The 24,646-nt window shown below is 40.5% G+C and carries 14 protein-coding genes, 5 tRNA genes, 1 pseudogene and 1 riboswitch; of the genes and pseudogenes, 11 read left to right on the top strand and 9 right to left on the bottom strand.

Annotated elements, in window-relative coordinates; translation table 11 throughout:
• Positions 1 to 115: 115 nt before the first annotated feature.
• The 3 genes from AC4PG5_RS04000 to AC4PG5_RS03990 all read right to left on the bottom strand — a co-directional run bounded on the left by AC4PG5_RS04000 (position 116) and on the right by AC4PG5_RS03990 (position 4,932).
• Positions 116 to 2,053 carry an LTA synthase family protein gene (locus AC4PG5_RS04000; RefSeq protein ID WP_492030165.1) on the bottom strand — a complete coding sequence of 646 codons (1,938 nt, stop codon included), beginning with the start codon at positions 2,051 to 2,053 and terminating at the stop codon, positions 116 to 118.
• A 3-nt stretch (positions 2,054 to 2,056) separates the two neighbouring features.
• Positions 2,057 to 3,820, bottom strand: a complete 1,764-nt coding sequence (gene aspS, locus AC4PG5_RS03995) for an aspartate--tRNA ligase (protein ID WP_492030164.1) — start codon at positions 3,818 to 3,820, stop codon at positions 2,057 to 2,059.
• A gap of 92 nt (positions 3,821 to 3,912) precedes the next feature.
• Entirely contained in the window at positions 3,913 to 4,932 is a 1,020-nt protein-coding gene (locus AC4PG5_RS03990; protein WP_492030163.1) for a diacylglycerol/lipid kinase family protein, read from the bottom strand.
• 234 nt (positions 4,933 to 5,166) lie between these two features.
• Between AC4PG5_RS03990 and spt the strand changes: the two genes are divergently transcribed.
• The 4 genes from spt (at position 5,167) to AC4PG5_RS03970 (ending at position 7,005) form a co-directional block, all read left to right on the top strand.
• On the top strand, positions 5,167 to 6,351 hold the full coding sequence (gene spt, locus AC4PG5_RS03985) for a serine palmitoyltransferase (RefSeq protein ID WP_492030162.1): 1,185 nt from the start codon (positions 5,167 to 5,169) through the stop codon (positions 6,349 to 6,351).
• Between the two features lie 358 nt (positions 6,352 to 6,709).
• Positions 6,710 to 6,784, top strand: a tRNA-Pro gene (locus AC4PG5_RS03980).
• Positions 6,785 to 6,819: 35 nt separating this feature from the next.
• Positions 6,820 to 6,894, top strand: a tRNA-Pro gene (locus tag AC4PG5_RS03975).
• Between the two features lie 36 nt (positions 6,895 to 6,930).
• Positions 6,931 to 7,005: transfer RNA gene (locus AC4PG5_RS03970), tRNA-Pro, on the top strand.
• A 98-nt stretch (positions 7,006 to 7,103) separates the two neighbouring features.
• On the opposite strand, the gene AC4PG5_RS03965 is transcribed toward AC4PG5_RS03970, so the two are convergent.
• Positions 7,104 to 7,817, bottom strand: a complete 714-nt coding sequence (locus AC4PG5_RS03965; protein ID WP_492030161.1) for a tRNA1(Val) (adenine(37)-N6)-methyltransferase — start codon at positions 7,815 to 7,817, stop codon at positions 7,104 to 7,106.
• 186 nt (positions 7,818 to 8,003) lie between these two features.
• Here AC4PG5_RS03965 and lon point away from each other — a divergent pair, with 186 nt between their 5' ends.
• Genes lon through AC4PG5_RS03950 form a run of 3 tightly spaced genes read left to right on the top strand, consistent with a single transcriptional unit; the run spans position 8,004 to position 12,701 of the window.
• On the top strand, positions 8,004 to 10,481 hold the full coding sequence (gene lon / locus AC4PG5_RS03960) for an endopeptidase La (RefSeq protein ID WP_492030675.1): 2,478 nt from the start codon (positions 8,004 to 8,006) through the stop codon (positions 10,479 to 10,481).
• Positions 10,471 to 11,601, top strand: a complete 1,131-nt coding sequence (gene tgt, locus AC4PG5_RS03955; protein WP_492030160.1) for a tRNA guanosine(34) transglycosylase Tgt — start codon at positions 10,471 to 10,473, stop codon at positions 11,599 to 11,601. The genes lon and tgt overlap by 11 nt, the downstream gene beginning before the upstream one ends.
• The gene (locus AC4PG5_RS03950) at positions 11,601 to 12,701 is read left to right on the top strand and encodes an LptF/LptG family permease (protein ID WP_492030159.1); all 1,101 of its coding nucleotides are present in this window, start codon (positions 11,601 to 11,603) and stop codon (positions 12,699 to 12,701) included. The genes tgt and AC4PG5_RS03950 overlap by 1 nt, the downstream gene beginning before the upstream one ends.
• Before the next feature lie 1,003 nt (positions 12,702 to 13,704).
• Here AC4PG5_RS03950 and AC4PG5_RS03945 read toward each other — a convergent pair.
• Together AC4PG5_RS03945 and AC4PG5_RS03940 are read right to left on the bottom strand one after the other, a co-directional pair.
• Positions 13,705 to 13,777: transfer RNA gene (locus AC4PG5_RS03945), tRNA-Lys, on the bottom strand.
• A gap of 80 nt (positions 13,778 to 13,857) precedes the next feature.
• Positions 13,858 to 14,658, bottom strand: coding sequence for an MBL fold metallo-hydrolase (locus AC4PG5_RS03940; RefSeq protein ID WP_492030158.1), 801 nt, complete (start codon positions 14,656 to 14,658; stop codon positions 13,858 to 13,860).
• 276 nt (positions 14,659 to 14,934) lie between these two features.
• Between AC4PG5_RS03940 and AC4PG5_RS03935 the strand changes: the two genes are divergently transcribed.
• Positions 14,935 to 15,007, top strand: a tRNA-Lys gene (locus tag AC4PG5_RS03935).
• Between the two features lie 342 nt (positions 15,008 to 15,349).
• On the opposite strand, the gene AC4PG5_RS03930 is transcribed toward AC4PG5_RS03935, so the two are convergent.
• Entirely contained in the window at positions 15,350 to 16,081 is a 732-nt protein-coding gene (locus AC4PG5_RS03930) for an IS5 family transposase (protein ID WP_492030157.1), read from the bottom strand.
• A gap of 124 nt (positions 16,082 to 16,205) precedes the next feature.
• On the opposite strand from AC4PG5_RS03930, the gene AC4PG5_RS03925 reads away from it, so the two are divergent.
• On the top strand, positions 16,206 to 17,726 hold the full coding sequence (locus AC4PG5_RS03925) for a hypothetical protein (protein ID WP_492030156.1): 1,521 nt from the start codon (positions 16,206 to 16,208) through the stop codon (positions 17,724 to 17,726).
• A gap of 154 nt (positions 17,727 to 17,880) precedes the next feature.
• Complete coding sequence (locus AC4PG5_RS03920; RefSeq protein ID WP_492030155.1) at positions 17,881 to 20,211, top strand: phospholipase D-like domain-containing protein; 2,331 nt, start codon at positions 17,881 to 17,883, stop codon at positions 20,209 to 20,211.
• A 115-nt stretch (positions 20,212 to 20,326) separates the two neighbouring features.
• Here the strand turns inward: AC4PG5_RS03920 and AC4PG5_RS03915 are convergent.
• Together AC4PG5_RS03915 and AC4PG5_RS03910 are read right to left on the bottom strand one after the other, a co-directional pair.
• Positions 20,327 to 21,079, bottom strand: a pseudogene (locus AC4PG5_RS03915) (IS30 family transposase); the annotation flags it as partial.
• 339 nt (positions 21,080 to 21,418) lie between these two features.
• Positions 21,419 to 23,107 carry a putative transporter gene (locus tag AC4PG5_RS03910; RefSeq protein WP_492030154.1) on the bottom strand — a complete coding sequence of 563 codons (1,689 nt, stop codon included), beginning with the start codon at positions 23,105 to 23,107 and terminating at the stop codon, positions 21,419 to 21,421.
• 297 nt (positions 23,108 to 23,404) lie between these two features.
• Positions 23,405 to 23,605: riboswitch (cobalamin riboswitch) on the bottom strand.
• Positions 23,606 to 23,972: 367 nt separating this feature from the next.
• Between AC4PG5_RS03910 and AC4PG5_RS03905 the strand changes: the two genes are divergently transcribed.
• The gene (locus AC4PG5_RS03905) at positions 23,973 to 24,638 is read left to right on the top strand and encodes a DUF2461 domain-containing protein (RefSeq protein WP_492030153.1); all 666 of its coding nucleotides are present in this window, start codon (positions 23,973 to 23,975) and stop codon (positions 24,636 to 24,638) included.
• Positions 24,639 to 24,646: the final 8 nt, after the last annotated feature.

Raw genomic sequence — 24,646 nt, 5'->3', positions numbered from 1 at the left:
GTATAAACTAAAAGTCTGCATAAACTAAAAGGCTGTTGCATTTGGTCTTGTTCCTATTCGGAGCAGGACTATGCAACAGCCTTTTGTTAGCTTATGATCAATTTATGGTTCGGTCTTATTTCACGGTAAGTCCGTTTTCATTCATTCGAATCATATATTGTTGGATGATGGCTTTTAGCTTATCCTCCATCTCTTTCTGTTCTTTAACCGTATTGACGAGATTCTTCTTTAGCAGACGGTCGGTCTTAAAGGCATACACGCCGATGCTCTTCTTTCCGTCGAACTGTAGCAGGTAATCACCTTGGAAATATTGATAGATCCCGTTGATGTAGTTCACTGCAAAAGTCTCCGCCGGCGGGGTTGTTAACAGGTCGCAACCAAACGAGACATAAGGCTTGTCGTACCCTAGATAGCTAAGTACGGTTGGCATGATATCGGTTTGTTGGGCCACAACATCTCGACGAAGTCCTTTTAGCGTACTGCCATGATGGTAGAATACGATTGGAATGGCAAACGTGCCACACTCTGTTTCATATTCCGGACGCTCATTGGAGTTGGTATGGTCGGCTGTGATCACAAACAAGGTATTGTCGAACCAAGGCTCTTTTGATGCCGTTTCGAAGAATTTCTTCAGCGCATGATCGGTGTAGCCTACACATTCCCGTATGGGGCGATTGCCTTTTGGAAAGACGTTCCGATAAGCCTCTGGCACAGCAAACGGATGGTGCGACGACAGACTGAAAAGGGCTGTTGCAAACGGTTGCTTGAAGGTAGACAGCGTATGGGCGAAATATTGGAAGAAGGGTTCGTCCCAGATTCCCCAATTCCCGTCGAAATCATTATTGTTCGGGTAGGCTGCATTATATTCTGTTCGTCCGAAATAGTTTTTGTATCCGGCCGTGCGTGAAAAAGCTTCGAATCCCATCGAGCCATTGTCGGCGCCATGAAAGAAGGCTGTATAGTATCCCTTTTTACCTAACTCGCCACCGATGCTCGATACATTGTTTAGAGAGGCTCTAGTCAAGAAGAAAGGTTCGATGAACATGGGAATGCCCGAAAGTACCGATGGCATGCCGTCGATGCTTTTCTTACCATTGGCAAAGGCATATTTGAATGCTAGTCCTTCGGTCATCAGTGAATCGAGGAAAGGCGTAAATCCTTTGTAATGTCCATTATCCAATTCTTCGTTTAGTAGTCCGCTATTCTCTCGTCCAAAGCTTTCGATGAGTAGAACAACCACATTGAGCGGGCGGAATTTCACACTATCGGCCGGTTGGTGTACGGGGCTATAGAGCGCTTCCATCTCCTTGCGATCGTAGTAATCGGGAATCGCAAAGGCTTTCTTTCCAAAGGTGCGGTAGATCGAGAATGGTGTGTTAAGCACAATGCCGGTCTCTATCGGACGATCGACGTATTGATTGGCATTACTGATCGTGATGGGACGCACCATGCCGGTGAATCCTCCTCTTAGGCCACCGATACAAAGATAGGCTCCTAAGCCTAACGTCAATAGATGAACCAGATAGTAAACCGGAAGATTGACGATCTTTTCCTTTTTCGGTGTAGAATAGAATTTTACTAAGGCAATACCAAATAGAATAGCCAAGAGAGTCAGATACCAGTGGTTCAATAGTTCCGTGCCGATGATTCCTCCGAGATTATTCTCATTCTTAAATTCAGTAAAGACTGAGGCGGTGGTCCGGCGACTGGTATATTGAAAATAGACGGTATCCATGAGGTTCGTGAGAATGACGATCAGGTTCGTGACCACAAAGAGGATCTTTGCTGCTTTCTGATAACCTTTCTCCATTTTATAATGCAACGGAAGGAGCATCATGACAATATATAATATATTGGTATATAAGATCCCTGAGGTATCGAATAATAATCCTCCCCGAAACATCGTTAGCAGTCGCCCGAACGAAAGATCGGTAAACATGCTGTAGTTCTCTGCCAGAAAGACGATGCGACAGAGAACAAAACACCCCATCACTAATAAAAGGTTTTTTAGAAGTGATAGGGTTGTATTGTAGAGTGAACGATAATTCTTCATCGTTTACTGTTCATCTTTTAAATCAATGATTAAGTTTAACTCTTCAAGTTGTGATTGTTCGATGCGAGAAGGTGCGTCGAGCATAACGTCTCTTCCTGAATTGTTTTTCGGGAAAGCGATACAGTCGCGGATGGAATCCAATCCTGCAAATAGAGAAACCCAACGGTCTAGTCCATAAGCCAAACCACCGTGAGGAGGTGCACCAAACTTAAAGGCATTCATCAAGAAACCGAATTGCTCTTCAGCACGTTCAGGAGTGAAGCCTAACAACTTAAACATTTTGTTTTGTAATTCACTGTCGTGGATACGGATAGAACCGCCACCCACTTCAACACCATTGATGATCATGTCGTAAGCATTGGCGCGAACGGCACCTGTGTCGCTGTCGAGTAAGTGAATATCTTCCGGTTTCGGAGAGGTGAACGGATGGTGCATAGCCATGAAGCGTTGTTGCTCCTCGTCCCACTCGAATAGAGGGAAGTCGATGACCCACAAGCACACAAACTTGTTCTTGTCGCGCAAGCCCAACTGTGATCCCATCTCCAAACGAAGCTCGTTCAGTTGTTTTCTGGTTTTCATGGCATCGTCGCCCGATAAGATTAGGATCAAATCGCCCGGTTGAGCATTGAAAGCCGCCTTCATCTGTTGTAGAACCTCTTGAGAATAGAACTTGTCGACGCTCGATTTTACAGTACCATCAGCTTCTACGCGAGCATAAACCATACCTTTAGCGCCAATTTGCGGACGTTTCACAAAGTCGGTTAATGCGTCAAGTTGTTTACGGGTATAGCTTGCAGCTCCTTCGGCACAGATACCGCCGATGTATGCAGCGTTATCGAATACAGAGAAACCATGACCTTTCAAGACCTCCATCAATTCAACGAAAGGCATACCAAAACGTAAGTCCGGTTTATCGCTACCATAATATTTCATGGCATCGGCCCATGACATCCGTTGGAAAGGTTCGTTGATTTCTATGCCACGAATGGTTTTGAAAAGATGCTTAGCCAAGCCTTCGAACGTATTCAAGATATCTTCTTGCTCAACGAAGCTCATTTCACAGTCGATCTGCGTAAATTCCGGTTGACGGTCGGCACGTAAGTCTTCATCACGGAAACATTTTGCAATCTGGAAGTAACGGTCGAATCCCGATACCATAAGCAACTGTTTCAAGGTTTGAGGCGATTGTGGAAGAGCGTAGAACTGACCCGGATTCATGCGTGAAGGAACCACAAAGTCGCGTGCGCCTTCAGGAGTTGAACCGATCAAAACTGGAGTTTCCACTTCGATGAAGTTCAATTGATCGAGATATTTACGCACTTCGATTGTCATCTTGTGGCGAAGCTCTAAGTTAGAGCGTACACAATTTCTACGCAAATCTAAGTAGCGATATTTCATGCGGATGTCATCTCCACCGTCTGTGTTATCTTCGATAGTGAACGGAGGAGTTGTTGCAGCATTCAAAACATGGAGTTCGGATACAATAATCTCAACGTCTCCGGTCGGCATGTTAGCGTTCTTGCTGAAACGTTCGTTAACCGTACCTACGACTTGAATCACAAATTCGCGTCCGAGCTTATTAGCTTGTTCGCATAATTCGGCATTCACTTCTTCGTTAAAAACCAATTGGGTAAGTCCAAAACGGTCACGAAGGTCGATGAAGGTCATCCCTCCCATTTTACGGCTACGTTGTACCCATCCAGAAAGTGTAACTTGTTTATTTACATCGGAAATTCTTAATTCCCCGCAAGTGTGTGTTCTAAACATATAATTATTATTTTGTCTTTTTTTTCTTTGTTTTCAGAGTAATATCCTGCAAAAATACATATTCTATTAGAATTTATACTCACAGATATCTATTAATTTTCCTTTTTCTTGGTCAGACGGTCGACAATCTTTTTATTTCTGTCGGCGATATTATTGAGGATCGATTCATTAATCAGTTTGATGCCGTTGACGTATTCTTGAGCTTTTGTCAAGACATTCGGGTTCTCCTTATGCGCATCATCGGGTATGATGACCCGAAGTCCGTCTTTGATCAACTTGATGTTTACGTCTGCATTGGTCTCCATCGGATCACCGTCGAAATGAACGACCCCGGCATTCGCTCTGCGGATAGAGAGCTGCTGGCATTGGAAGGTTTTGATGCGGCTGTTCTGGTCGATGGTGCGGTTGAATAATTGAAAGGCAAGTGTGGGAACATCGAGAACGGTAAAAGGTTCCAAGATGGTTACGTCAAGTAGACCGTCGTTCAAGGTGGCATGTGGAGTAATATAAGCATTGTTGCCGTATTGGGAAGCATTTCCGCAAGCAATCAAAAAGGCTTTATAGTGTGAAACTCCGTCTTCGGTTATCAATTCATATGTTTCCGGCTGATACTTTAGCCATTCTTGCAAAGTTTTTTCCAAATAGGTGGCTAGGCCACGTTTGCCTGCATTGGCAAACTTAAAGCTGACAAAGGCATCGAAACCCACTCCGCAAGTACAAAAAAAGCTGACGTCGTTTATTTTGCCATAATCGATTAAAGCCTCTTTGCCTACATTAATAATATCGATGGCTCTTCGGGCATCCATTGGAATCTCCAGATGTCTGGCCAATCCGTTTCCGGATCCACACGGAATAATACCTAAAACCGTATTGGTGTGTACCAGTGAGCGGGCTACCTCATTGATCGTGCCGTCCCCTCCTATAGCGACTACCATTTCTACGCCTTCTGATGCGGCCTTTTGGGCTATTTCTACAGCATGTCCGGCTCTTTCGGTATAAACTACTTTCCAAGTGTATATATCCCGGTTTATCTTTTTGTCTAATAAACTCAAAATAAGATTCTTGTTTTGAGTTCCTGAATTTGGATTAACAATAAAGACAATCTTTTTCATATGCGTTGGTCTGGTCAATTTATTCACTAGAAATTACAAAAGTAATGCAAATATATTAATTATAAATCCAAATATCAGCATTGAAACAGATTTGCTTAAGTTTTTTCTTGTAAAAAGAACAGTAAAAAACAAATTTTGTTATCTTTGCCCCCTGTTTTGAAACATTAAAACAGCAAAAAACAGATCAAACGATCTATGCGATAGTTTAAAAAGAGATTATATAAATTACAATTCATGGGATTATTACAAGAGAAGTTAGCTAAATACGACCTCCCCCAGCGTATAAAGGAAAAAGGCGTATATCCGTACTTTCGTTGTATCGAAAGTGAGCAAAACACAGAAGTCATAATGAGTGGACAGAAGGTATTGATGTTCGGTTCGAACTCTTACTTAGGCTTGACCAACCACCCGAAAGTAATTGAGGCAGCTGTTGAAGCTACACGCAAGTATGGAACAGGATGCGCTGGTTCGCGCTTTCTAAATGGAACGCTTGATCTACACTTGCAGCTGGAGAAAGAATTGGCTGAATTTGTAGGAAAAGAAGATGCTATTATCTACTCTACCGGATTTCAAGTCAACTTAGGCGTTGTGTCGTGTGTTACCGGCCGCGAAGATTATGTGATCTGTGATGAATTAGACCATGCCTCCATTGTGGAAGGTCGTCGGTTGTCTTTCTCTACAGCCTTGAAGTTTAAACATAACGACATGGCTGATCTTGAAAAAGAATTGAAGAAATGTCGTCCGGAAGCGGTGAAATTGATTGTCGTTGACGGTGTGTTTAGTATGGAAGGCGATGTTGCCAACCTACCTGAGATTGTTCGTTTAGCTAAGCAATACAACGCTAATATCATGGTTGATGAGGCTCATGGATTAGGTGTATTGGGTAACCACGGACGTGGAGCTTGTGATCATTTTGGAGTGACTAAAGATGTCGACTTGATTATGGGTACGTTTAGTAAATCGTTGGCTGCTATTGGTGGATTTATTGCTGCTGATGCGTCGGTGATTAATTATTTGCGTCACAACTCTCGTTCATATATTTTCAGTGCAAGTAATACGCCTGCTGCAACAGCGGCTGCACGTGCTGCTTTGGAAATCATGAAAACCGAACCTGAACGTATACAGCACCTATGGGATATGACCAACTACTCTTTGAAATGTTTCAGAGACTTAGGTTTTGAAATTGGACATACCTCTACTCCTATTATTCCGCTTTACGTGCGTGATATGGAAAAAACATTCATGGTGACTAAGATGTTGTTCGATGAAGGCATTTTCGTTAACCCTGTTGTTCCGCCGGCTTGTTCGCCTAACGATACTTTGATTCGTTTCTCATTAATGGCTACGCATACTAAGGAACAAATTGATTTTGCTATAGAGAAATTAGTAAAATGTTTCAAAGCATTGGAGATTCTGTAAAGAGATCAATAAGATAAAAAAAAGAGCCATCTATGGGTAGTTAATAAATTCCATAGATGGTTTTTTTTTATGCATTTTTAGGTAGAGATTAATCTTTCAAACGTCGAATTCTACGGGATTTTCTGTTTTTCTTTCTTGTGATCACTGTCTGATCTTCGTTCGAAGTACAAAGAATATTTCTCTCTTTTTGGGTCTTTCAGCTTTCGCGCAAAAAAAAGATAAAAAATATTCAAAATACAAAAGCATGATATTCAGTCTCTTTGTAAAATAATGCAAAAAAACTTTCGGGAGAGTGTTGCGTAATTCAAAAAGAGTCTCTATCTTTGCATCGCTTTTGAAAAATAACCCTTATGAATAGCGGGGTGTAGCGCAGTCCGGTTAGCGCACCTGCTTTGGGAGCAGGGGGTCGTGGGTTCGAATCCCGCTACCCCGACTAGGAAAAAAGGGAGTTCTATTCAAAGTTTCTTTCGGGGTGTAGCGCAGTCCGGTTAGCGCACCTGCTTTGGGAGCAGGGGGTCGTGGGTTCGAATCCCGCTACCCCGACAGAAAAAGAAAGAAAGTTGAATTCAAAAGTTTATTCGGGGTGTAGCGCAGTCCGGTTAGCGCACCTGCTTTGGGAGCAGGGGGTCGTGGGTTCGAATCCCGCTACCCCGACAAAATAAAGAAGCCGTTTTACTTTTAAGTGAAACGGCTTTTTTATTTATTTAAGTTTGGACCGATCCTTCTAAATCTAGCCGAATCGGTCTGTTCCCCTACTCTATGTTTAAATAAAACGCCCGAGTGAGGCGGATATATTCGTCACTGTATTGATGACGTGCTTTCTCCGTTAATAAGATTTCCGGGCTGTATTCTCTCTTTTCGGTCGAAAAAGAGATGAGCGTTCGTCTAGGTGCGCCATCCGGCTTAGTTGTGACGTAGAGTTGAGCGACTTCGGTCAATTCGTTATGGTGTGCGATCTCTTTGATGAGATCCTCGACCTCTATCGGAATAATAAGGGTAAAAGTGCCTTTATCGGCCAATAGGTCTTTAACTCGTGCAAAAAGGGTTTCGTAGCTTAGTGAATCATCATGTCGTGCTGCTGCTCGTTGATTATCCGGGCATTTTAATGAATTCTTAAAGTACGGTGGGTTGGACACGATTAAATCGAACTTCCGGTCGAATGTGTGAGTTGTAAAATCATCACAAACGATATTGATTTTCTCCTTCCAAGGCGATTTGTGCACGTTCTCCCGAGCTTGTTGTGCTGCTTCCTGATCAATTTCAATCCCTGTGATCGAAACCTCCTCCGACGAACGCTGTGCAAGCATCAAGGCTACAAGGCCGCTGCCGGTTCCAACGTCTAAAATCTGTTGACTATGATCTATCGATGCCCATGCGCCAAGGAGAACACCGTCGGTTCCCACTTTCATGGCGCATCTGTCGTGCCATACGGTAAACTGTTTAAACTGAAAATAAGGATTTGCCATATTGTCGTAACTGTCTTTTTAATCGGCAAAATTAACCAATAAACTTGAAAATAGCCGATTGTACTCTTATTTTGGCATTGTTTTTGTGTTTTTATAATTAACTCTACTAAATTATTAATAAGAATGCATTACCTTTGCAGGCAATTTATGCCTGTTTGCATGACATAAACTAATTAAAATGAAATGATGAAAGAAAAATATTTTTTAGAAGATTCTGATAATAATTCATTTTCACTAATTGCCGATTTTGAAGGGAATGACGAACAGATGTTCGACGTGAAAATTGATTCCGGCGAAATCTTACCGGTATTACCACTTCGAAACATGGTCCTTTTTCCGGGCGTGTTCATGCCTGTATCCGTTGGACGTAAATCTTCTCTAAAGTTAGTTCGTGAAGCTGATAAAAAGAATTCGAATGTTGCCATCGTTTGTCAGAAGTTGGCTCAGGTTGAAGAGCCATCGTTCGAGGACTTACATGAAGTCGGAACGGTTGCCCGCATTGTCCGTATTTTGGAGATGCCCGATCAGACGACCACTGTCATTCTTCAAGGAATGAAACGGTTGACATTGAAAAATATTACTGAAACTTCGCCTTATCTGAAAGGGGAAGTAGAGCTCATTGAAGAAGAATCTCCGGCAAAAGATGATAAAGAATTCATCGCTTTGGTCGAAGCTTGCAAAGATCTGACGATTAGATTTATCAAATCATCCGATGCGATGCATCAAGATTCGGCCTTTGCCATTAAGAACATCAACAGCCACATGTTCCTGGTGAACTTCATCTGCTCTAATCTACCATTGAAGAAAGATGAGAAGGTCGAACTATTGCGCATCAGCTCAGTTCGCGAACGCGCTTATCACCTACTCGAGATTCTAAATCGCGAGGTACAGTTGGCCGAGATCAAAGCTTCTATCCAGATGCGTGCTCGTGAGGATATCGATCAGCAGCAACGCGAATATTTCTTGCAACAACAAATCAAAACCATTCAAGATGAGTTGGGTGGTGGCGGACAAGAACAAGAGATTGAGGAGATGCGCCGAAAAGCTGAAAAGATGAATTGGAATGCCGATGTTCATGCCGTGTTCTTGAAAGAACTAGCCAAGCTAGAGCGTACTCATCCACAATCGCCCGATTTCAGTGTACAGTTGAATTATCTGCAAACCATGTTGAGTTTACCTTGGGGCGTTTATACGACCGATAGCTTAAACTTAAAGCATGCACAGAAAACCTTAGATAAAGATCATTACGGCTTAGAGAAAGTTAAAGAACGTATTCTGGAACACCTCGCTGTATTGAAGTTGAAAGGGGATATGAAATCGCCCATCATCTGTTTGTACGGCCCTCCGGGGGTTGGTAAAACCTCATTGGGTAAATCGGTTGCCGCAGCTTTAAAGCGTAAGTATATCCGTATGTCACTCGGTGGCGTGCACGACGAAGCTGAGATTCGCGGACACCGTAAAACCTATATTGGAGCGATGCCCGGACGTATTGTGAAAAGCCTCATTAAAGCAGGTTCTTCCAATCCGGTATTCATCCTCGACGAGATTGACAAGTTGAGTTCCGATCGTCAAGGTGATCCGTCATCAGCACTATTGGAAGTACTCGATCCCGAACAAAACACGACCTTTCATGATAACTTCTTGGATGTGGATTACGACCTGTCGAAAGTCCTTTTCATCGCTACAGCCAATAATCTGAATACCATTCCACCTCCTCTACTTGATCGTATGGAGTTGATTGAAGTTAGCGGTTACATCACTGAAGAAAAAGTTGAAATCGCTCGTAGACATCTAGTTCCTAAGGAAATGGAAGCCAATGGTATCGAGAAAGGTGATTTGAAGTTCTCAAGAGAGACCCTAGAAGCGATTATCGAATCATATACCCGCGAAAGTGGTGTACGCGAATTGGAGAAGAAAATCGGTAAGGTATTACGTAAGTCGGCTCTTCAATATGCCATTGACGGGTTTTTTATGAAGCAAAATATTAAGCCATATCATTTGAAAGAGTTTTTGGGTGCACCCGAATATTCACGCGATAAATACCAAGGCAACGAGTATGCCGGAGTTGTAACCGGTCTAGCTTGGACTGCTGTTGGCGGTGAGATCCTTTTTGTCGAAACCAGCTTAAGCCGCGGTAAAGGCGGACGGTTAACTTTAACCGGTAACTTAGGCGACGTGATGAAAGAATCGGCTATGCTAGCCCTTGAATATCTCAAATCGCATGCTTCGTTCTTGAAGATCAATGAAGAAATCTTCGAGAATTGGAACATTCACGTACACGTTCCTGAGGGAGCAATACCTAAGGATGGTCCTTCGGCAGGTATTACCATGGCCACCTCATTGGCATCGGCCTTGACTCAGCGTAAAGTGAAAGCGAACTTAGCCATGACCGGTGAGATCACCCTTCGTGGTAAAGTGCTTCCTGTAGGCGGTATTAAAGAGAAGATCCTAGCGGCTAAACGTGCCGGCATTGCAGAGATCATCTTGTGCCAAGAGAATAAAAAGAATATTGAAGAAATTCCGGATATGTATTTGAAAGGTTTGACCTTTCATTATGTGAGTGATATAAAAGAAGTTTTTGCTATTGCTTTGACCGATGAGATAGTGAAAGACCCAATCGACTTATCCGTTAAAAAAGCAACAGCATTAGAGAATGAAATTTGAACTTCAACATACTGATAGTAAAAGTAACGCTCGTGCCGGTCTGATCACGACCGATCACGGGCAAATACAAACTCCTATTTTCATGCCTGTGGGTACACTGGGTACCGTAAAAGGAGTCCATTTAAGAGAACTAAAAGAAGACATTAACGCACAGATCATTCTGGGAAATACCTATCACTTGTATTTGCGACCGGGATTGGATGTGATTGAAGCTGCCGGTGGATTACATCGGTTCAATGGGTTCGATCGTCCGATGCTGACCGATAGCGGTGGGTTTCAAGTCTTCTCATTGTCGGGCATTCGTAAGCTAACTCAAGAAGGTGCGGAGTTTCGTTCTCACATCGACGGGAGTAAACACTTCTTCTCTCCGGAGAAGGTGATGGACATTGAGCGTACCATTGGAGCCGATATCATGATGGCTTTCGATGAGTGTCCTCCGGGAGACTCAGATTATGCTTATGCCAAAAAGTCATTAGAACTGACACACAACTGGCTCGATCGTTGTGTGAAGCGTTTCAATGAGACCGACCCGAAATATGGTTACCAACAATCGCTTTTCCCTATTGTACAAGGCTGTGTATATCCCGATCTTCGTAAGCGATCGGCTGAGTTTGTTGCCTCAAAAGGAGCCGATGGTAATGCGATCGGTGGATTGGCAGTTGGCGAGCCGGTTGAGAAAATGTACGAGATGATTGAGGTGGTCAATGAAATCTTACCTCAAGACAAACCTCGTTACTTGATGGGCGTTGGTACTCCGGTAAATATCCTTGAGGGTATTGAAAGAGGTGTTGATATGTTCGACTGTGTGATGCCGACTCGTAATGGACGAAATGGTATGCTTTTCACCAAAGACGGTATCATGAACATGCGTAATAAGAAATGGGAATCGGACTTCTCTCCTATCGAAGCTGATGGCGCATCGTATGTCGATACGACTTATAGCAGAGCTTATTTACGCCATTTGTTCCATGCACAAGAACTTCTGGCGATGCAGATTGCTTCCATTCACAACCTTGCTTTTTATCTCTGGTTGGTAGGTGAAGCTCGTAAACATATTATTGCAGGCGACTTCTCAACTTGGAAGCCAATGATGGTTAAAAGATTGTCAACACGATTATAATGAAGAAGATCAATCAATATATTAAACGGCTCGACTGGTATATTATCAAGAAGTTCTTGGGGACGTATGTCTTTGCCATCACTTTAATTATATCGATTGCGGTTGTATTCGACTTTAACGAGCGTATGGATAAGTTCATGGAGCATAACGCGCCATGGAGTAAGATCATATTCGATTATTATATGAATTTTATCCCCTACTTTGCTAACTTGTTTAGCCCGTTGTTCGTTTTCATTGCCGTCATCTTCTTTACTTCTAAACTGGCAGAGAACTCTGAGATCATTGCCATGTTCTCCACGGGTATGAGTTTCAAACGGATGATGAGACCTTATATGATCGCGGCGGGTATTATTGCACTAACCACTTTCGTTCTTAGTGCTTATGTCATCCCTAAAGGTAGTGTGACTCGTTTGAATTTTGAAGATCAATACATTAAAAAGAAAAAGAAAAGTTTTGTGAGCAATCTGCAATTGCAGGTTGACAGTGGTGTCGTGGCGTATATTGATAATTACGACGATATCAACAAGACCGGTAATCGCTTTTCTTTAGATAAGTTTGTCGATAAGAAGCTCGTTTCACATCTTACTGCCCGTCGAATCACTTATGATACCACTACGGTCAATAAGTGGACGATACACGATTATATGATCAGAGAACTTGATGGCTTGAAGGAGAAGATCACTAAGGGGGAACGGCTAGATTCAATCATTGATATGGATCCAAGTGATTTCTTGCTGATGAAGAACCAACAAGAGGTCTTGACCAGTCCACAGTTGAGTCGATACATTGAGAAACAGAAAAAGAGAGGTTTCGCCAATATTAAAGAGTTCGAGATTGAGTATCATAAGCGCATTGCGATGTCGTTTGCATCGTTTATCCTGACGATTATCGGAGTTTCGCTCTCTTCCCGGAAGATGAAGGGCGGCATGGGTTTACATCTCGGTATTGGTCTGGCATTAAGCTTCTCTTACATCTTGTTTCAGACCATCACCGCAACATTTGCTGTAAGTGGTAGTATGCCTCCGGTTGTTGCCGTCTGGATACCTAACGTTCTCTATGCCGGTATTGCTTTCGTCTTGTATCGAAAGGCACCGAAATAAAGAAGAAAAGAATAAAAGAATAAAAGAAGAAAAGAATAGAACCTCCTTATTCAGTTTGAAATAAACTTGATAAGGAGGTTTTCCTTTTTAATCTCCCTATAATGTTTTTATCGAATTTATCTGCCATCTGCAACTTTTGGGTTTTAATTATTTTATATTCAAGTTGTTATGCTGTTGCAGATCGGTGTTGCAGATGGGTGGTAGATCGGGTATCTGCCACCTATCTGCAAGCGTCTTGTAAGTGTTTCGCAAGCATCTCGTAATCGTCTCCGCGATACCGTTATCTTTCTTTGCTCCAACTATTCGATAATAAACTTCTGAGGTAATTTCTCTAGGATAAGAGACAGGATAAGACACACTTTCCAGGATAAGACAAGTGCTCATGCTAGTTCCAAAGGGCGCCATTTTAGTTTCCTCCTTTGAAAATATATTTTCATACGTTGAAACTTTAGTTTCGTTAGTATGAAACTCGGTGTTTCACCGTATGAAACTTTTTTGTTTGCCGTATGAAACTCAAAATATGACGCAAGGCTGCGATTTATAGGCGCTTTGCGGATCTTCTTGGTCGCTGTGGATTTACGCTTAAATACTGAAAAAGTTGACTCTTCTTTTCCTTAACTCCTAAAATGGTAGACAACTTTAGAGGTTAAACCCTAAAACGGTTGACTGTTTATGTGCTCTTGATTGATGACTAAGGTCTATTTTCAATTGATTGGAACAATGGCTTATCATAATGGGGCTGATCTTTGATGGTATGCCTTGAAACGTGTAAATCTCGCATCTATCTGTCCCCCTTTTAGTTTCTGAAAATTAATGCGTTATACTGATTGAGTAAAGGTGTTGCAGATCGTTAAGCAAAAAGAAACTTATAGGAGGAATGAAAGTACTTCTAAAACTGTTGTCCGCCTTTTATGTTGTATGTATTTTTCTTTCTTTAAAAATGTGGAGACATAAAAAAACCGTATATTTTTAAATAAAAAAAATATACGGTTTATAGTAAAAGTACACCCTCAGGGATTCGAACCCTGGACCCACTGATTAAGAGTCAGTTGCTCTACCAACTGAGCTAAGAGTGCTTGTTTTCTCAATTGCTCTGCAAAGGTAAACTTTTCATTTTACTTAGCCAAAGAATAAATAAACTTTTTTGAGCTTTTTTTTAAAACTCGTAAACATCCGACGAAAGCGTTCGTTTTAATGTAAATAAATTCAAATCTTTACCGATGATGTAGCCCTTTTCTTTTAACTTCAATTCCACAGTTTTATAAGCTAATTCAGGATGGTTATTATCCTTACTCAGGTGGCATAACCAGATATATTGTAAGTGCTCAGTCATGTTGTCCGCAAGAAATATGGCGGTGTCCAAATTGCTCATATGACCGGTGTTGCTGCTGATTCGCTCTTTTAAATACTTTGGATAAGGGCCCATCTTTAGCATTTCATTGTCATAGTTAGCTTCAATGATCAAGTAATTGCTCTGAAGAATATATTTAGCAGCAGTTGGTGTTATCTCGCCAAGGTCGGTCAAGAAAGCAAATCTCTTGTCCCCTATTTCCACATAATATCCAACGTTATCCGTTGCATCATGCGGAATCTCGAACGAAGTGATTCGAAAATCATAAATAGACAGAGGCTCTTCTTTTTCGAGATATTGCGCAGACGTGTGAAGCTTCTCGGTCATGCAGTAGCTTTTATTGATGCCTTGATGAATCAATGTCGTGCTGTAGATTGGAATATTATGCTTCTCACCTAAGTGCCCCACCCCTTTGATATGATCGGCATGATCGTGGGTTACAAAAACGGCTTTGATTTGTTCTAGATCAACATTGATCTCTTTTAGCTTCTTCTTTATGGTGCGTATACTTATGCCGGCGTCTATTAATATTCCATAGCTTTCAGTGCCTAGATAATAGCAGTTACCACTACTACCACTGGCTAAACTCATAAACTTGACTTTCATTATATGTTGGTTTCAAGTAAATTTCTAAATTTTACTTCTGTTAAGCAGGTGCAAAGATACTCAAAAAGGTCGTAAAAAGATTATTTGCTTGCCTTTTTGTCGGTATTGATCCTATTTTCTCTGAGGAGCAAGAAAAAACTTTTTTATTCTGTTGCGACTTCATATTGATTTACAAATAGATAGAGCTTTTAGCGAAAATTTTCTTAAAAAAAACTCCAAACAGGTTTGGTGTTTAAAAATAAAGCTTTAATTTTGCACTCGCAATTGAGACAATAAGCACTCTTAGCTCAGTTGGTAGAGCAACTGACTCTTAATCAGTGGGTCCAGGGTTCGAATCCCTGAGGGTGTACAAGTTTAAAATGAAAGTTCCGAAAATCATTGGTTTTCGGAACTTTTTATTTTGTTCTATATCTCCAATGCATCGCGTCTTCTAGTAATTATAGGGTCAGTCCGAAAGCCCTGTGTGGGTATTTTAAATAATCAATCACAGAGTTTACATAATCTGAATAAAAAGAATGGGATGCCTTTTACTCTCCTGAATTGTGCTCTAAAGGCTTTAATTTTGGCATTAAAAGATTTTGTAAAAGCATTCGTCTGTCTGTTAATTCAATTTTTCCGAAAAACGCTGAGAAACTGTTTAAAAATCAATCAAAATATTTATTAAGCATGATTTTACAGAAGGCCAATTGTATCATGGTAAAGTAACAGCTGTTTCTGCATAGTACTCGTAGTCAATGGTAAGCCTTCTGAAATTCTCAAGCCATGCAAAGCTTCTTTCTACAATCCAATGTTTGGGTAGAACTTGAAATTTGGATGGACACTCATTAGGTCGTAAAACAATCTCTAATTCCCATCCAAATTTATCCAATATCCAATCAGCGAGAGTCCCTCTGTATCCTCCGTCGGCGAGTATTCTGATTAAAGGGGGAAATTTGAATGCGAGTTTGTCAATAACTTGCAGAGCGCCCTTGCTATCATGAATGTTTGCTTCATGAACAGCTACTGCCATTGGAAGTCCAAGAGTATACACAATTACATGCTGTTCTCTCCCTTTTATCTTTTTGTGACCATCAATACCTCTATCGGAATCAACATGATGATAAGTCTTAACGCTTCTCGAGTCAATAACTCCTAAACTCGGGCTTTCGGCTTTTCCTAATTTTTTGTGTACATTAGAATGAATAACGCTTAGCAATTCCTCTATTATACTTTCATTCTTCCATTTGCTGAAATAGTAGTATACGCTCTGCCAAGGCGCAAAATTAGAAGGAAGCATACGCCATTGGCAACCTGTTTTTAGCAAGTAGAGGATGGCATCAAAAATACCACGAATAGAATATTTTCGTCTTCTCTTTTGTGTATTCACTATTTTTTCTATAAATTTCCACTGTTTATTAGTGACGTTGGTTGGATGTTGTTCCATAACTTAATGTGTTGCTAAACATAAAGTTAAGAACAATAACTCAATCAATAAACTGATATTCAATATAATACATGCTTACGTAGCAATTATTTTAATTCATTTTTAAACAGTTTCTCAATATGCTATGTTGAAAGACAATAATTTCTATGCTCCCTTCATGGGCGATAATAAAACTCTCAGCGTTGGTCTAAATCCGCTTGGAATACGAACAGCATCAGAACAACTGTTTACCACGCTATTGCCTGGTCTTAACGTTGTGACTTTGCGTATCAGATATTACAGCTTTTATTGCTGGCTATTAAAAAGATTCTATGCACAGCGTTCTCAAGCCAATTTAGCAGACCTACGCAGACACCTTCGTCTATCAGAGTTGCTTATGGCATTGATTCATGCCCAAAGTAATAACAATGGTGGAGTTCCTGGCATCACTCGTGCTTTGGAGATTATTGGCAGAGACGGTGAAGTTATCAAGTTTAATGAGGATGCGATGCCAGGAGGCAAACCATCTGGTGGATATTGGAAAGGCACACTTGGTGCATTCGGCACATACTATGCAGCGTCACTTCAAGAAATGGGTATCATACTCCCTCTTATCGACAACACTAATTTGTATAACGTGACACCTAAGACAGATGATTACATCTTTGGTGAAGAGTTAGCTGATGCTTTTTCTGAGACCATAGGAGAAGATATGATGCATACTTTCGAGAACTGTGCCAGAGAAGGAGTCGTAACCCGTAAGCAATTGGCTGAGATGGAGCCATATTTCCAGTCGCACAATCTTCCTGAGAATAATGAAAGTCGCCTATTGCTCAGTTTGCTTTTGCAAAACGACCGTCCATCATCAGAACAAGAAAGTCAATTAAGGAAGAATACACTTCGTTTATTGCTCAGTTTTCTAAAAGACATGCATGTTAGAGGATTCTCTGAACTTGAATTTGCTAGATACGTTTATGGTCGATACAGCAATGGCACTGATAAAAGTACTGCAGCTGTAGGCTGGTATGCCTATTATCTAAATGATAGCAGACAATTTGAGGCATTGAATATCTTTGATGCCGTTTTGAATAGGCTGAAGAATAGCACTAAGCCTGGACAATGGGAAAACATCAACGAATTTACCTCACAACTATCAGAAGAAGTTTGTGACTCTTTGAACGTAAAAAATATGACGGTCAATGAGGTGTTGACAAATTGGGAATCAACAAATGCTCCACAAGATCCGATGGCTCACGCATTCTACATCATTTTGGATGATTACAAACGCAACCCCAATTACCGAGATTGCAAAACAATCGTACGTACATTTTTCAGAAGTGTCAGTAATGATGCTCTGGACGCTTTTGATGCATTGGAAAAACATCTGGAGAACACGATGGAAACGTATGTTAAGCAATACATCACTGAGGACGTCATATACAAGCACTATTCGGAATCTATGCGTAAGTTTAGTCAGAATGGCATACCTACTCAAAAACTTACTATTGAAAATGGATATGTCAGAGGCTTATCAACTTATGAGGCAACGCATAGTTCCCCACGTATTGATACTCTCAGAAACTATGTGACCGATTTAGGACTTATTGATGGGTACAAAGTCACAGATAAAGGTCTTGAACTTCTAAAGAATCTTGAAAATGATTGAACGTAAGAACATTATAAAGCTATTGAACGAAAGGACAAAGTCCAATGTTTATCATTCGGCGATCTTGACTTGTTACAACTTTGATTCAATATTCTTTGAGTCAGTTTACCTCCCTTCATTACGATCCTTAGGAGTCACAAATGTAATAGTTCTAATGGATGCAGGTATGTATGATAATATGCTTGCTGATGCTTCGTATGTATGCCACAGAGTGTCACCGTTCAACTATACTTTGGTTAGACAGGAGAATCTACATCATGGAGTTTTCCATTCTAAGATTACACTTTTGTTTGGAGAAGAAGAAGGTGTCTTGGTTATAGGAAGTGGAAACCTAACTTTCAGCGGTTTATCCAACAATGAGGAGGTGTGGAATGCCTTTCATGTTGTTGGAAACGAATCTGTTCATTACCCTTTATTATTGAAGGCATGGAATTACATAAAAGAAGAGTTAAATGACTCTCCTTCTCTCGTTAATAAGCAACTTGGTTGGATCCCAGAACAAAGTCTATGGTTACAAGATAGTAACTATGAAGATGTGATTACACTTGAATCTGGTGAGCAATGTTCTATTATGTATAACAGTGCTACAAGTAGAATTTTTGACCAAGTTATTGAAGCTATAGGAAATTCTGTTATTGAAGAGATAACAGTCATTGCACCTTTCTATGATGCAGAAGGTAATGCACTGACCGAATTGAAGAAACGATTTAATCCAGCTCGGATGAATTGCGTTCTTGATTTGGACAGACAAAGTGCTCCTTATGAGCTGCTTAAATCAAATACTGACATAGCGTTCTTCAAACACTCTGCCCCTAACCCATTACATGCTAAAATTATTGAGTTTCACTCTAGCAATGGAACATGGCTTTTGTCTGGTAGTGCTAATGCTGGAAATATGGCATTAGGATTGAGCAGCACAGTATATAACGATGAGATGTGTGTTTTGCTGCACAGCTTAGAAAGAAAAAGCTATGTCGCTGAACTTGGAATACAATATAATCCGCTAAATGAGGATGACCGTAAATCCATTGAGCGACCAAAGCAGAATCCATCCGAGCCTTCAACTATTACAACCACGCTCAAGGCTTGTGAGGAAAAAGCCGGGAAATTATATCTGCATTTTTCTCATAATGGTATTAAGGGCTTTGCCATCATACTGGATAAGGAACAAGAGATTATCTATAAAGAAGAGATTGTATCAGACAATACAGTTGAACTCTTTATGGATGAATCCCTGTTATCGAAAAGCCATATTGCTGTATTGATGGATAATGAAACAAGATTGTCTAATAGTTGTTTGATAATTAAGGAGTTGTGTGTTGAGAGTTGTAATCCTGATCCCAAGCGTAGGAGGCTATCAAGTCTGCTTGATGATAACAGTTTACTACAAAATCTCACTCATATTTTGGGCTACGTTGAATTTGATGAGAATGAAAAGAAAACCAAGTCAGCAAGACTTGCTACAAGATCATCATCATCAAAAGACAAAGAAGATATTGTTGTTGCCCAAGACCGTTTTAATGAACTGAAAGATAGTTCTTTGAGCATAAGCATGCATTCGGGAGTAGGTATTCTTGCTTATTTACAACAGATTCTTTTCAAGAAGGACGATACAGAAAAGAGTGATGATGACTTGCTTGAAATTGACAAGGATGAAAATGGTAATGATGATGACAAAGAGAATCCAAACTATGATCACCAGAAGATAGAAGCAAGTTCTGCAGCTGACGATGCTAATAAAATGAGATTAGACATTGTGAATTTCTTAAAGAAGATGCAACAGTATCTTTTGAATATGACTACAGATACAAGTATTCATGGTGAAGTCAACAAGGCTGTAAACAGACCAAAGTTGATTGCTGTGCCAGGGCTGAATGCAAGTTCTTCCATTGCTATCGCATCGAGAGCTGTTATAGTATTGATGAACAAATATGGAAGTAACGTAATCAAACGAACAGAAATAAGAGAACTGCTAGTTAATTGTGCTGGTCTGTTCTTCTCTCTGTATGCCAACTCTGTACCTGATGACAACAGCAATATTAGCAGGAAAATCAGAGAACTGGTGAAAGATGCCTCTGTAGATCTATTTTCTGCCCTTAGCTTCTTTGATTTCGGTAAAAAAGACGTATCCCTTCCTCCTGTTGTTCTGAACTGTCTAGATCTTTGGAAAGATATGGAAGAGCTGCATTTGATTATACCATTATATGAAGATCAGCTTTCTAAACTTGATATTAAAAATATTCTTCAAAAGACAGTTGAGAGAATCTTACTTATAGCAAAAACGTATCTCGAAGAAGATGTACCTGTAAGAGAATTTAGCCGTTATGATGATGTAGTTTATTTATACAGAAAAGGCTATGGATTCTTGTTAGTTGATAATATTAAGCCTAGTCCTGGCAATTTGAGCTATGAATACCATGGCTCATGGTTTGATGATAAACTCACATCAAATGCCACAAGATATAAGGGTTACAAGGATTTATAAAGAAAATATCTATCTTTTTGGTGATTCTTATTGTCTTGTGAAGATAGATTGCACAGATAAATTTTATATTTGCGCTGTAAAATATCGATTATTGTATTAAATATGGCAGCTGAATTCAAGCGGATAATGCAATCTCCTTGTAATCCATATTAGTTAATTCTTTAAATTTCTCTTTTGGAGTCATATAACCTAATCTCTTTCTCGTTCTTGAGTTTAAGATATTTTGAACCTGCACCACTTGTTCATGAGTTATATCTCCGAAGTCTGTACCTTTTGGGAAGTATTGCCTTATGAGGCCATTTTTGTTCTTGTTGGCTCCTCTCTCCCAAGAATGGTATGGCTTTGCAAAGTAAATGGAAATATCCAAATTATCTGCAATCTCTTCGTGAAAACTGAATTCTTTTCCGTTATCAGCCGTTATCGTGTGTATTATGTCCTTGATAGGCAAGAGTGCTTTTATGGCAGCTTCCGTCAGTGGGGCGGCTTCTTTCCCACTGAGTAAACGTATCCACACCAAACTTGTTGTTCTATCATTGATTGTGAGCAATGCTCCCTTATGATTCTTTCCGATAACTGTATCAATCTCTAGATCACCAAATCTAATCTTTTCGTCTACGATGGATGGTCTCTAGTCAATATCAACGGGGTTCTTGATAAGCCTACGTCCATTCGTCTTAGAGCCACGCTTGGTGTAATGCCTGCCACGTCTTCGTAGATGTTTGTAAAGTTCTCCACCTTGCTTTTTGTCGCTCTAAACGTAAAGATAGATAGTTTCGTGAGAGACGCATTCTAAACCTTCCGGCTTCATGCGTCCTGACATCTGTTCAGGGCTATAGTCTTTCTTTAGACGCTCGTCAACACGAGTCCTGTAAAATGAGAGCAAATCACAACTATCTGGGTATTCAAGTGGAAAAGACTAAAGAAATGTGGTGTCCTTGATTGGCAGGTATATCAATGGGAAACACTCGACTTGGTTATTGGCGTGTGGCGCTTAGCCGTCTACTTACATCTGCAATGTCTAACGACAAGTTACGTAGGGTAGGATATACATTACTATCTCAAATGGTATCCATAATAGGAACCGCCAAGTGCGGATCCATATGCTTGATGGTGTGGGAGGTCGAAAACAAAAGTCGGAGAAAACTACTTTAATTTTCTCCGACTCGATTGTTTTTCTATTCAACTAATCCCTATTTATATCCCACATTTAGCTGAACGATAAGATTAGTAGTTGTGCGGTTAGTACCCTTAAGAACATGGTCAAAGGATAAACCGTTGCGTAGCCTACTGCAGGAGCATCGCACGAGGTTAAATCGCTAGAGTAAGCCAATGCCGGTGGATTGGTTGACGAACCCGCCAAGACTCCAATAAGGGTGTAATAGTTCAGTTTGAAGACGTATCGGCCGATTAAACCGGCTATAAGTAAAGGAACGATGGTGATAATGACTCCATAGCCAATCCAAACATATCCTCCGTTATAGATAATGGTATTTACAAAGCCTTCTCCCGCACCTAAACCGACACAAGCTAAGAAGATGGATATACCGATCTCGCGAAGCATTAGGTTCGCACTCATCGTGGTATAAGTGATGAGCTTATGCTGAGGGCCGAAACGGCTAATAAGAATAGATACGATTAGCGGACCACCTGCCAATCCTAGTTTCACTGGTTGTGGTATGCCTGGGAATACGAAAGGGATGCTACCTAAAATACAACCTAAGGCGATACCTAAGAAGATTGGAATAAGGTTTGGATGGTTCAATCGTTTCAACGAGTTACCAAGAATCTTCTCGGCATGGCTGACGGCTAGTTCTTCTCCCACAATGGTAACGCGGTCGCCCATTTGTAGTTGGAGTTGCGAGGTTGCGACCAAGTCAACTCCCGATCGGTTTACTCGAGTGACGCTTGCTCCAAAATTGTTTCTAATATTTAGCTGTGAAAGTGTTTTGCCGTTTAGCTCCGGTTTGGTGATCAGAATTCGTCGTGAGATCAATTGCTTGTTCGACTCATCCCATTTTACATTGATCTGCTTTCCGAAGAAGAGCGTAATTGCTGCGATATCGATCGGCGTACAAATGATTAAGATCTCATCCGATAGGTGTAGTACGGTCTCGGAGTTCACTAGCTCTTGTTCGTGAACGTCGCCTTTATGACGGATGCGAGAGATCACAAAATCGTGATTGATCAAAGGGCGAACTTCTTTTACGGTTTTGCCTTCTAATGCTTCGTTTCGTATTTCTAACGAGATTCGACGCACGGTGAGCTCTTGGAGGTGTCCTCCTCCTTTAATGGCCTCACCCTCTTCTTCTTTCGTCTTTATGCGTAAGATGTACTTTAACGCAAGGAGAGTACATATAATACCGACAACTCCCAACGGATAAGCGACGGCGTATCCTAAGGCAATCTCCGGTGCATCAATGCCGGTCAAGTCACTATTGGCTTGCTGTGCGGCTCCTAACCCTGGCGTGTTGGTTACTGCACCCGAGAGTATGCCCACCATGGTGGTGATAGGAATACCTGTGATGTAGTGTAAAGCAATGGTGGTGCCGACTCCTAGAAAGACAACGATGATGGCCAGTAAGTTAAGCGTAAGGCCGCCTTTCTTAAAAGCTGAGAAGAAGCCCGGGCCGACTTGTAATCCGATGGAATAGACAAATAGAATCAGTCCAAACTCTTTGAGGAAATGGAGCAAATGCTCGTCGAGGTTGAGGTGGTAGTGACCGAATACTATTCCGACGAATAAAATCCAAGTGATACCTAAGGATATGCCTCCAATCTTGATTTTCCCTAGCATGATTCCGAAAGTAATCACCAGCGAAAGGATAAGTACTGAATGGGCAACGCCCCCACCCCATAAATCGGGATATCCTTGAAATAGATGTGTTAAAAAGTCCATGATATAAATATTTATAATGTTTGTTTTTGGGTAAAATATCCCCGTAGAATCACTTCTACAGGGATATACACATTAAACATACTACAACGGTATATTACCGCATTTTAGAAAATCTAGTCATGTCGCGTTTCGTGTGTTTGTTTTTTTTATAAATGTAAAAGGTTAGCATGGCATTAACGTTATAGCATATGCGGCTACATATTATAGCACGACAATGCAATAATCCAGGCTTTTAAAATAAACGTTTAAAATATAAATGCTTAATTTAGTATTCTATTTCTCTAACCCACGAGTAAAAATAGACTATAATGAATGGCAGGTCTTCTGACTAGCTCCCATTCTGAACCTTCCCAACCTTAATGGTCAGTGGTAAAAGTTATTTTCAGAATGTTTCTTATAGAGCTTCACAGCAGCGGGACTGTTCAGGATTCTCACCTAATTCCCTTTTAATTTGAATAGTAGTAATACTTTTCAAAACCAATTCTCTGCAAAGATAAACCAAAAATTAGATATTACCATCATGATTGGGTCTTTAGATTGGAATGTTTTGCTACTATTTTAAAAAATAACGTTTTTTTAGACGACTTCAGTAAACAAAATAATGGGATGACGTGTTAAGATATTGTGTTTTTCATAGTATTAGATATAAGATTAATTTAATGGGATGTATTTCGCTTGTGAAAGTGGTAGTACATTAAAGAATAGAAGAGTCTGTTCTATTTTTGATAAATGTATTTAGGTAACTGTCTCAAAACAAAAATGTTTTTTGTTTTGAGACAGTCTCTTTTATGGGTTTTGCCTTATTTGCTAGTATGTTTGAAATAAAATGTGTACGTTTGTGTAAGAATATCCAAAATCGTTCAGTATGAATATACCTGTTATTTTTGATTTTTTAAATCAGCTCTCGGCAAACAATAATCGGGATTGGTTTAATGTAAATAGAGCTGAATATGATCGCGTACGCAATGAGTTTGATGTTTTTTTAGAGAAATCTATTTCTCGAATATCTCTGTTTGATGAAACAGTGAAGGGGCTTTCTCCTAAGGAATGTACCTATCGGATTTACAGAGATACCCGCTTTTCTGCAGATAAAACTCCTTATAAGACGCATATGGGGGGATATATAAACTCGATGGGTAAGAAATCACATCACTTCGGTTATTATATCCATTTGGAACCAGGAAAGTCAATGCTGGCCGGGGGAAGCTTATGTTTACCGCCTAATATCCTTAAGGCTGTAAGGGAGTCGATCTATCATAATATAGATGAGTTTGTATCTATTGTGGAAGACGACGCTTTTAAGAAGTTTTTCCCTGTCGTTGGAGAAAATCCATTGAAAACAGCTCCTAAGGGATTTGATCGTAACTTTAAACAGGTTGATTATCTGAAGTTCAGGGAATATACGCCGTGCTATTATGTCCCGGATTCGTTTTTCCTTCAACCTGATGTGCTCGACCGTATAGCGGAGGTTTTTGTTCAGTTTAAGCGCTTTGGAGATTTTATGAATTATACCATTGATGATTTTGAATAATTAATTTT

The organism is Bacteroides sp. QWL-09 (assembly GCF_058683585.1).
The sequence above is the reverse complement of the archived record's forward strand: the minus strand, read 5'-3'. Positions and strand labels throughout refer to the sequence as shown.

Bases quoted from the DNA above. Each gene is read 5' to 3' on its own strand.
- AC4PG5_RS04000 (WP_492030165.1), bottom strand. From the start codon at position 2,053: ATGAAGAATTATCGTTCACTCTACAATACAACCCTATCACTTCTAAAA.
- aspS (WP_492030164.1), bottom strand. From the start codon at position 3,820: ATGTTTAGAACACACACTTGCGGGGAATTAAGAATTTCCGATGTAAAT.
- AC4PG5_RS03990 (WP_492030163.1), bottom strand. From the start codon at position 4,932: ATGAAAAAGATTGTCTTTATTGTTAATCCAAATTCAGGAACTCAAAAC.
- spt (WP_492030162.1), top strand. From the start codon at position 5,167: ATGGGATTATTACAAGAGAAGTTAGCTAAATACGACCTCCCCCAGCGT.
- AC4PG5_RS03965 (WP_492030161.1), bottom strand. From the start codon at position 7,817: ATGGCAAATCCTTATTTTCAGTTTAAACAGTTTACCGTATGGCACGAC.
- lon (WP_492030675.1), top strand. From the start codon at position 8,004: ATGAAAGAAAAATATTTTTTAGAAGATTCTGATAATAATTCATTTTCA.
- tgt (WP_492030160.1), top strand. From the start codon at position 10,471: ATGAAATTTGAACTTCAACATACTGATAGTAAAAGTAACGCTCGTGCC.
- AC4PG5_RS03950 (WP_492030159.1), top strand. From the start codon at position 11,601: ATGAAGAAGATCAATCAATATATTAAACGGCTCGACTGGTATATTATC.
- AC4PG5_RS03940 (WP_492030158.1), bottom strand. From the start codon at position 14,658: ATGAAAGTCAAGTTTATGAGTTTAGCCAGTGGTAGTAGTGGTAACTGC.
- AC4PG5_RS03930 (WP_492030157.1), bottom strand. From the start codon at position 16,081: ATGGAACAACATCCAACCAACGTCACTAATAAACAGTGGAAATTTATA.
- AC4PG5_RS03925 (WP_492030156.1), top strand. From the start codon at position 16,206: ATGTTGAAAGACAATAATTTCTATGCTCCCTTCATGGGCGATAATAAA.
- AC4PG5_RS03920 (WP_492030155.1), top strand. From the start codon at position 17,881: ATGGATGCAGGTATGTATGATAATATGCTTGCTGATGCTTCGTATGTA.
- AC4PG5_RS03910 (WP_492030154.1), bottom strand. From the start codon at position 23,107: ATGGACTTTTTAACACATCTATTTCAAGGATATCCCGATTTATGGGGT.
- AC4PG5_RS03905 (WP_492030153.1), top strand. From the start codon at position 23,973: ATGAATATACCTGTTATTTTTGATTTTTTAAATCAGCTCTCGGCAAAC.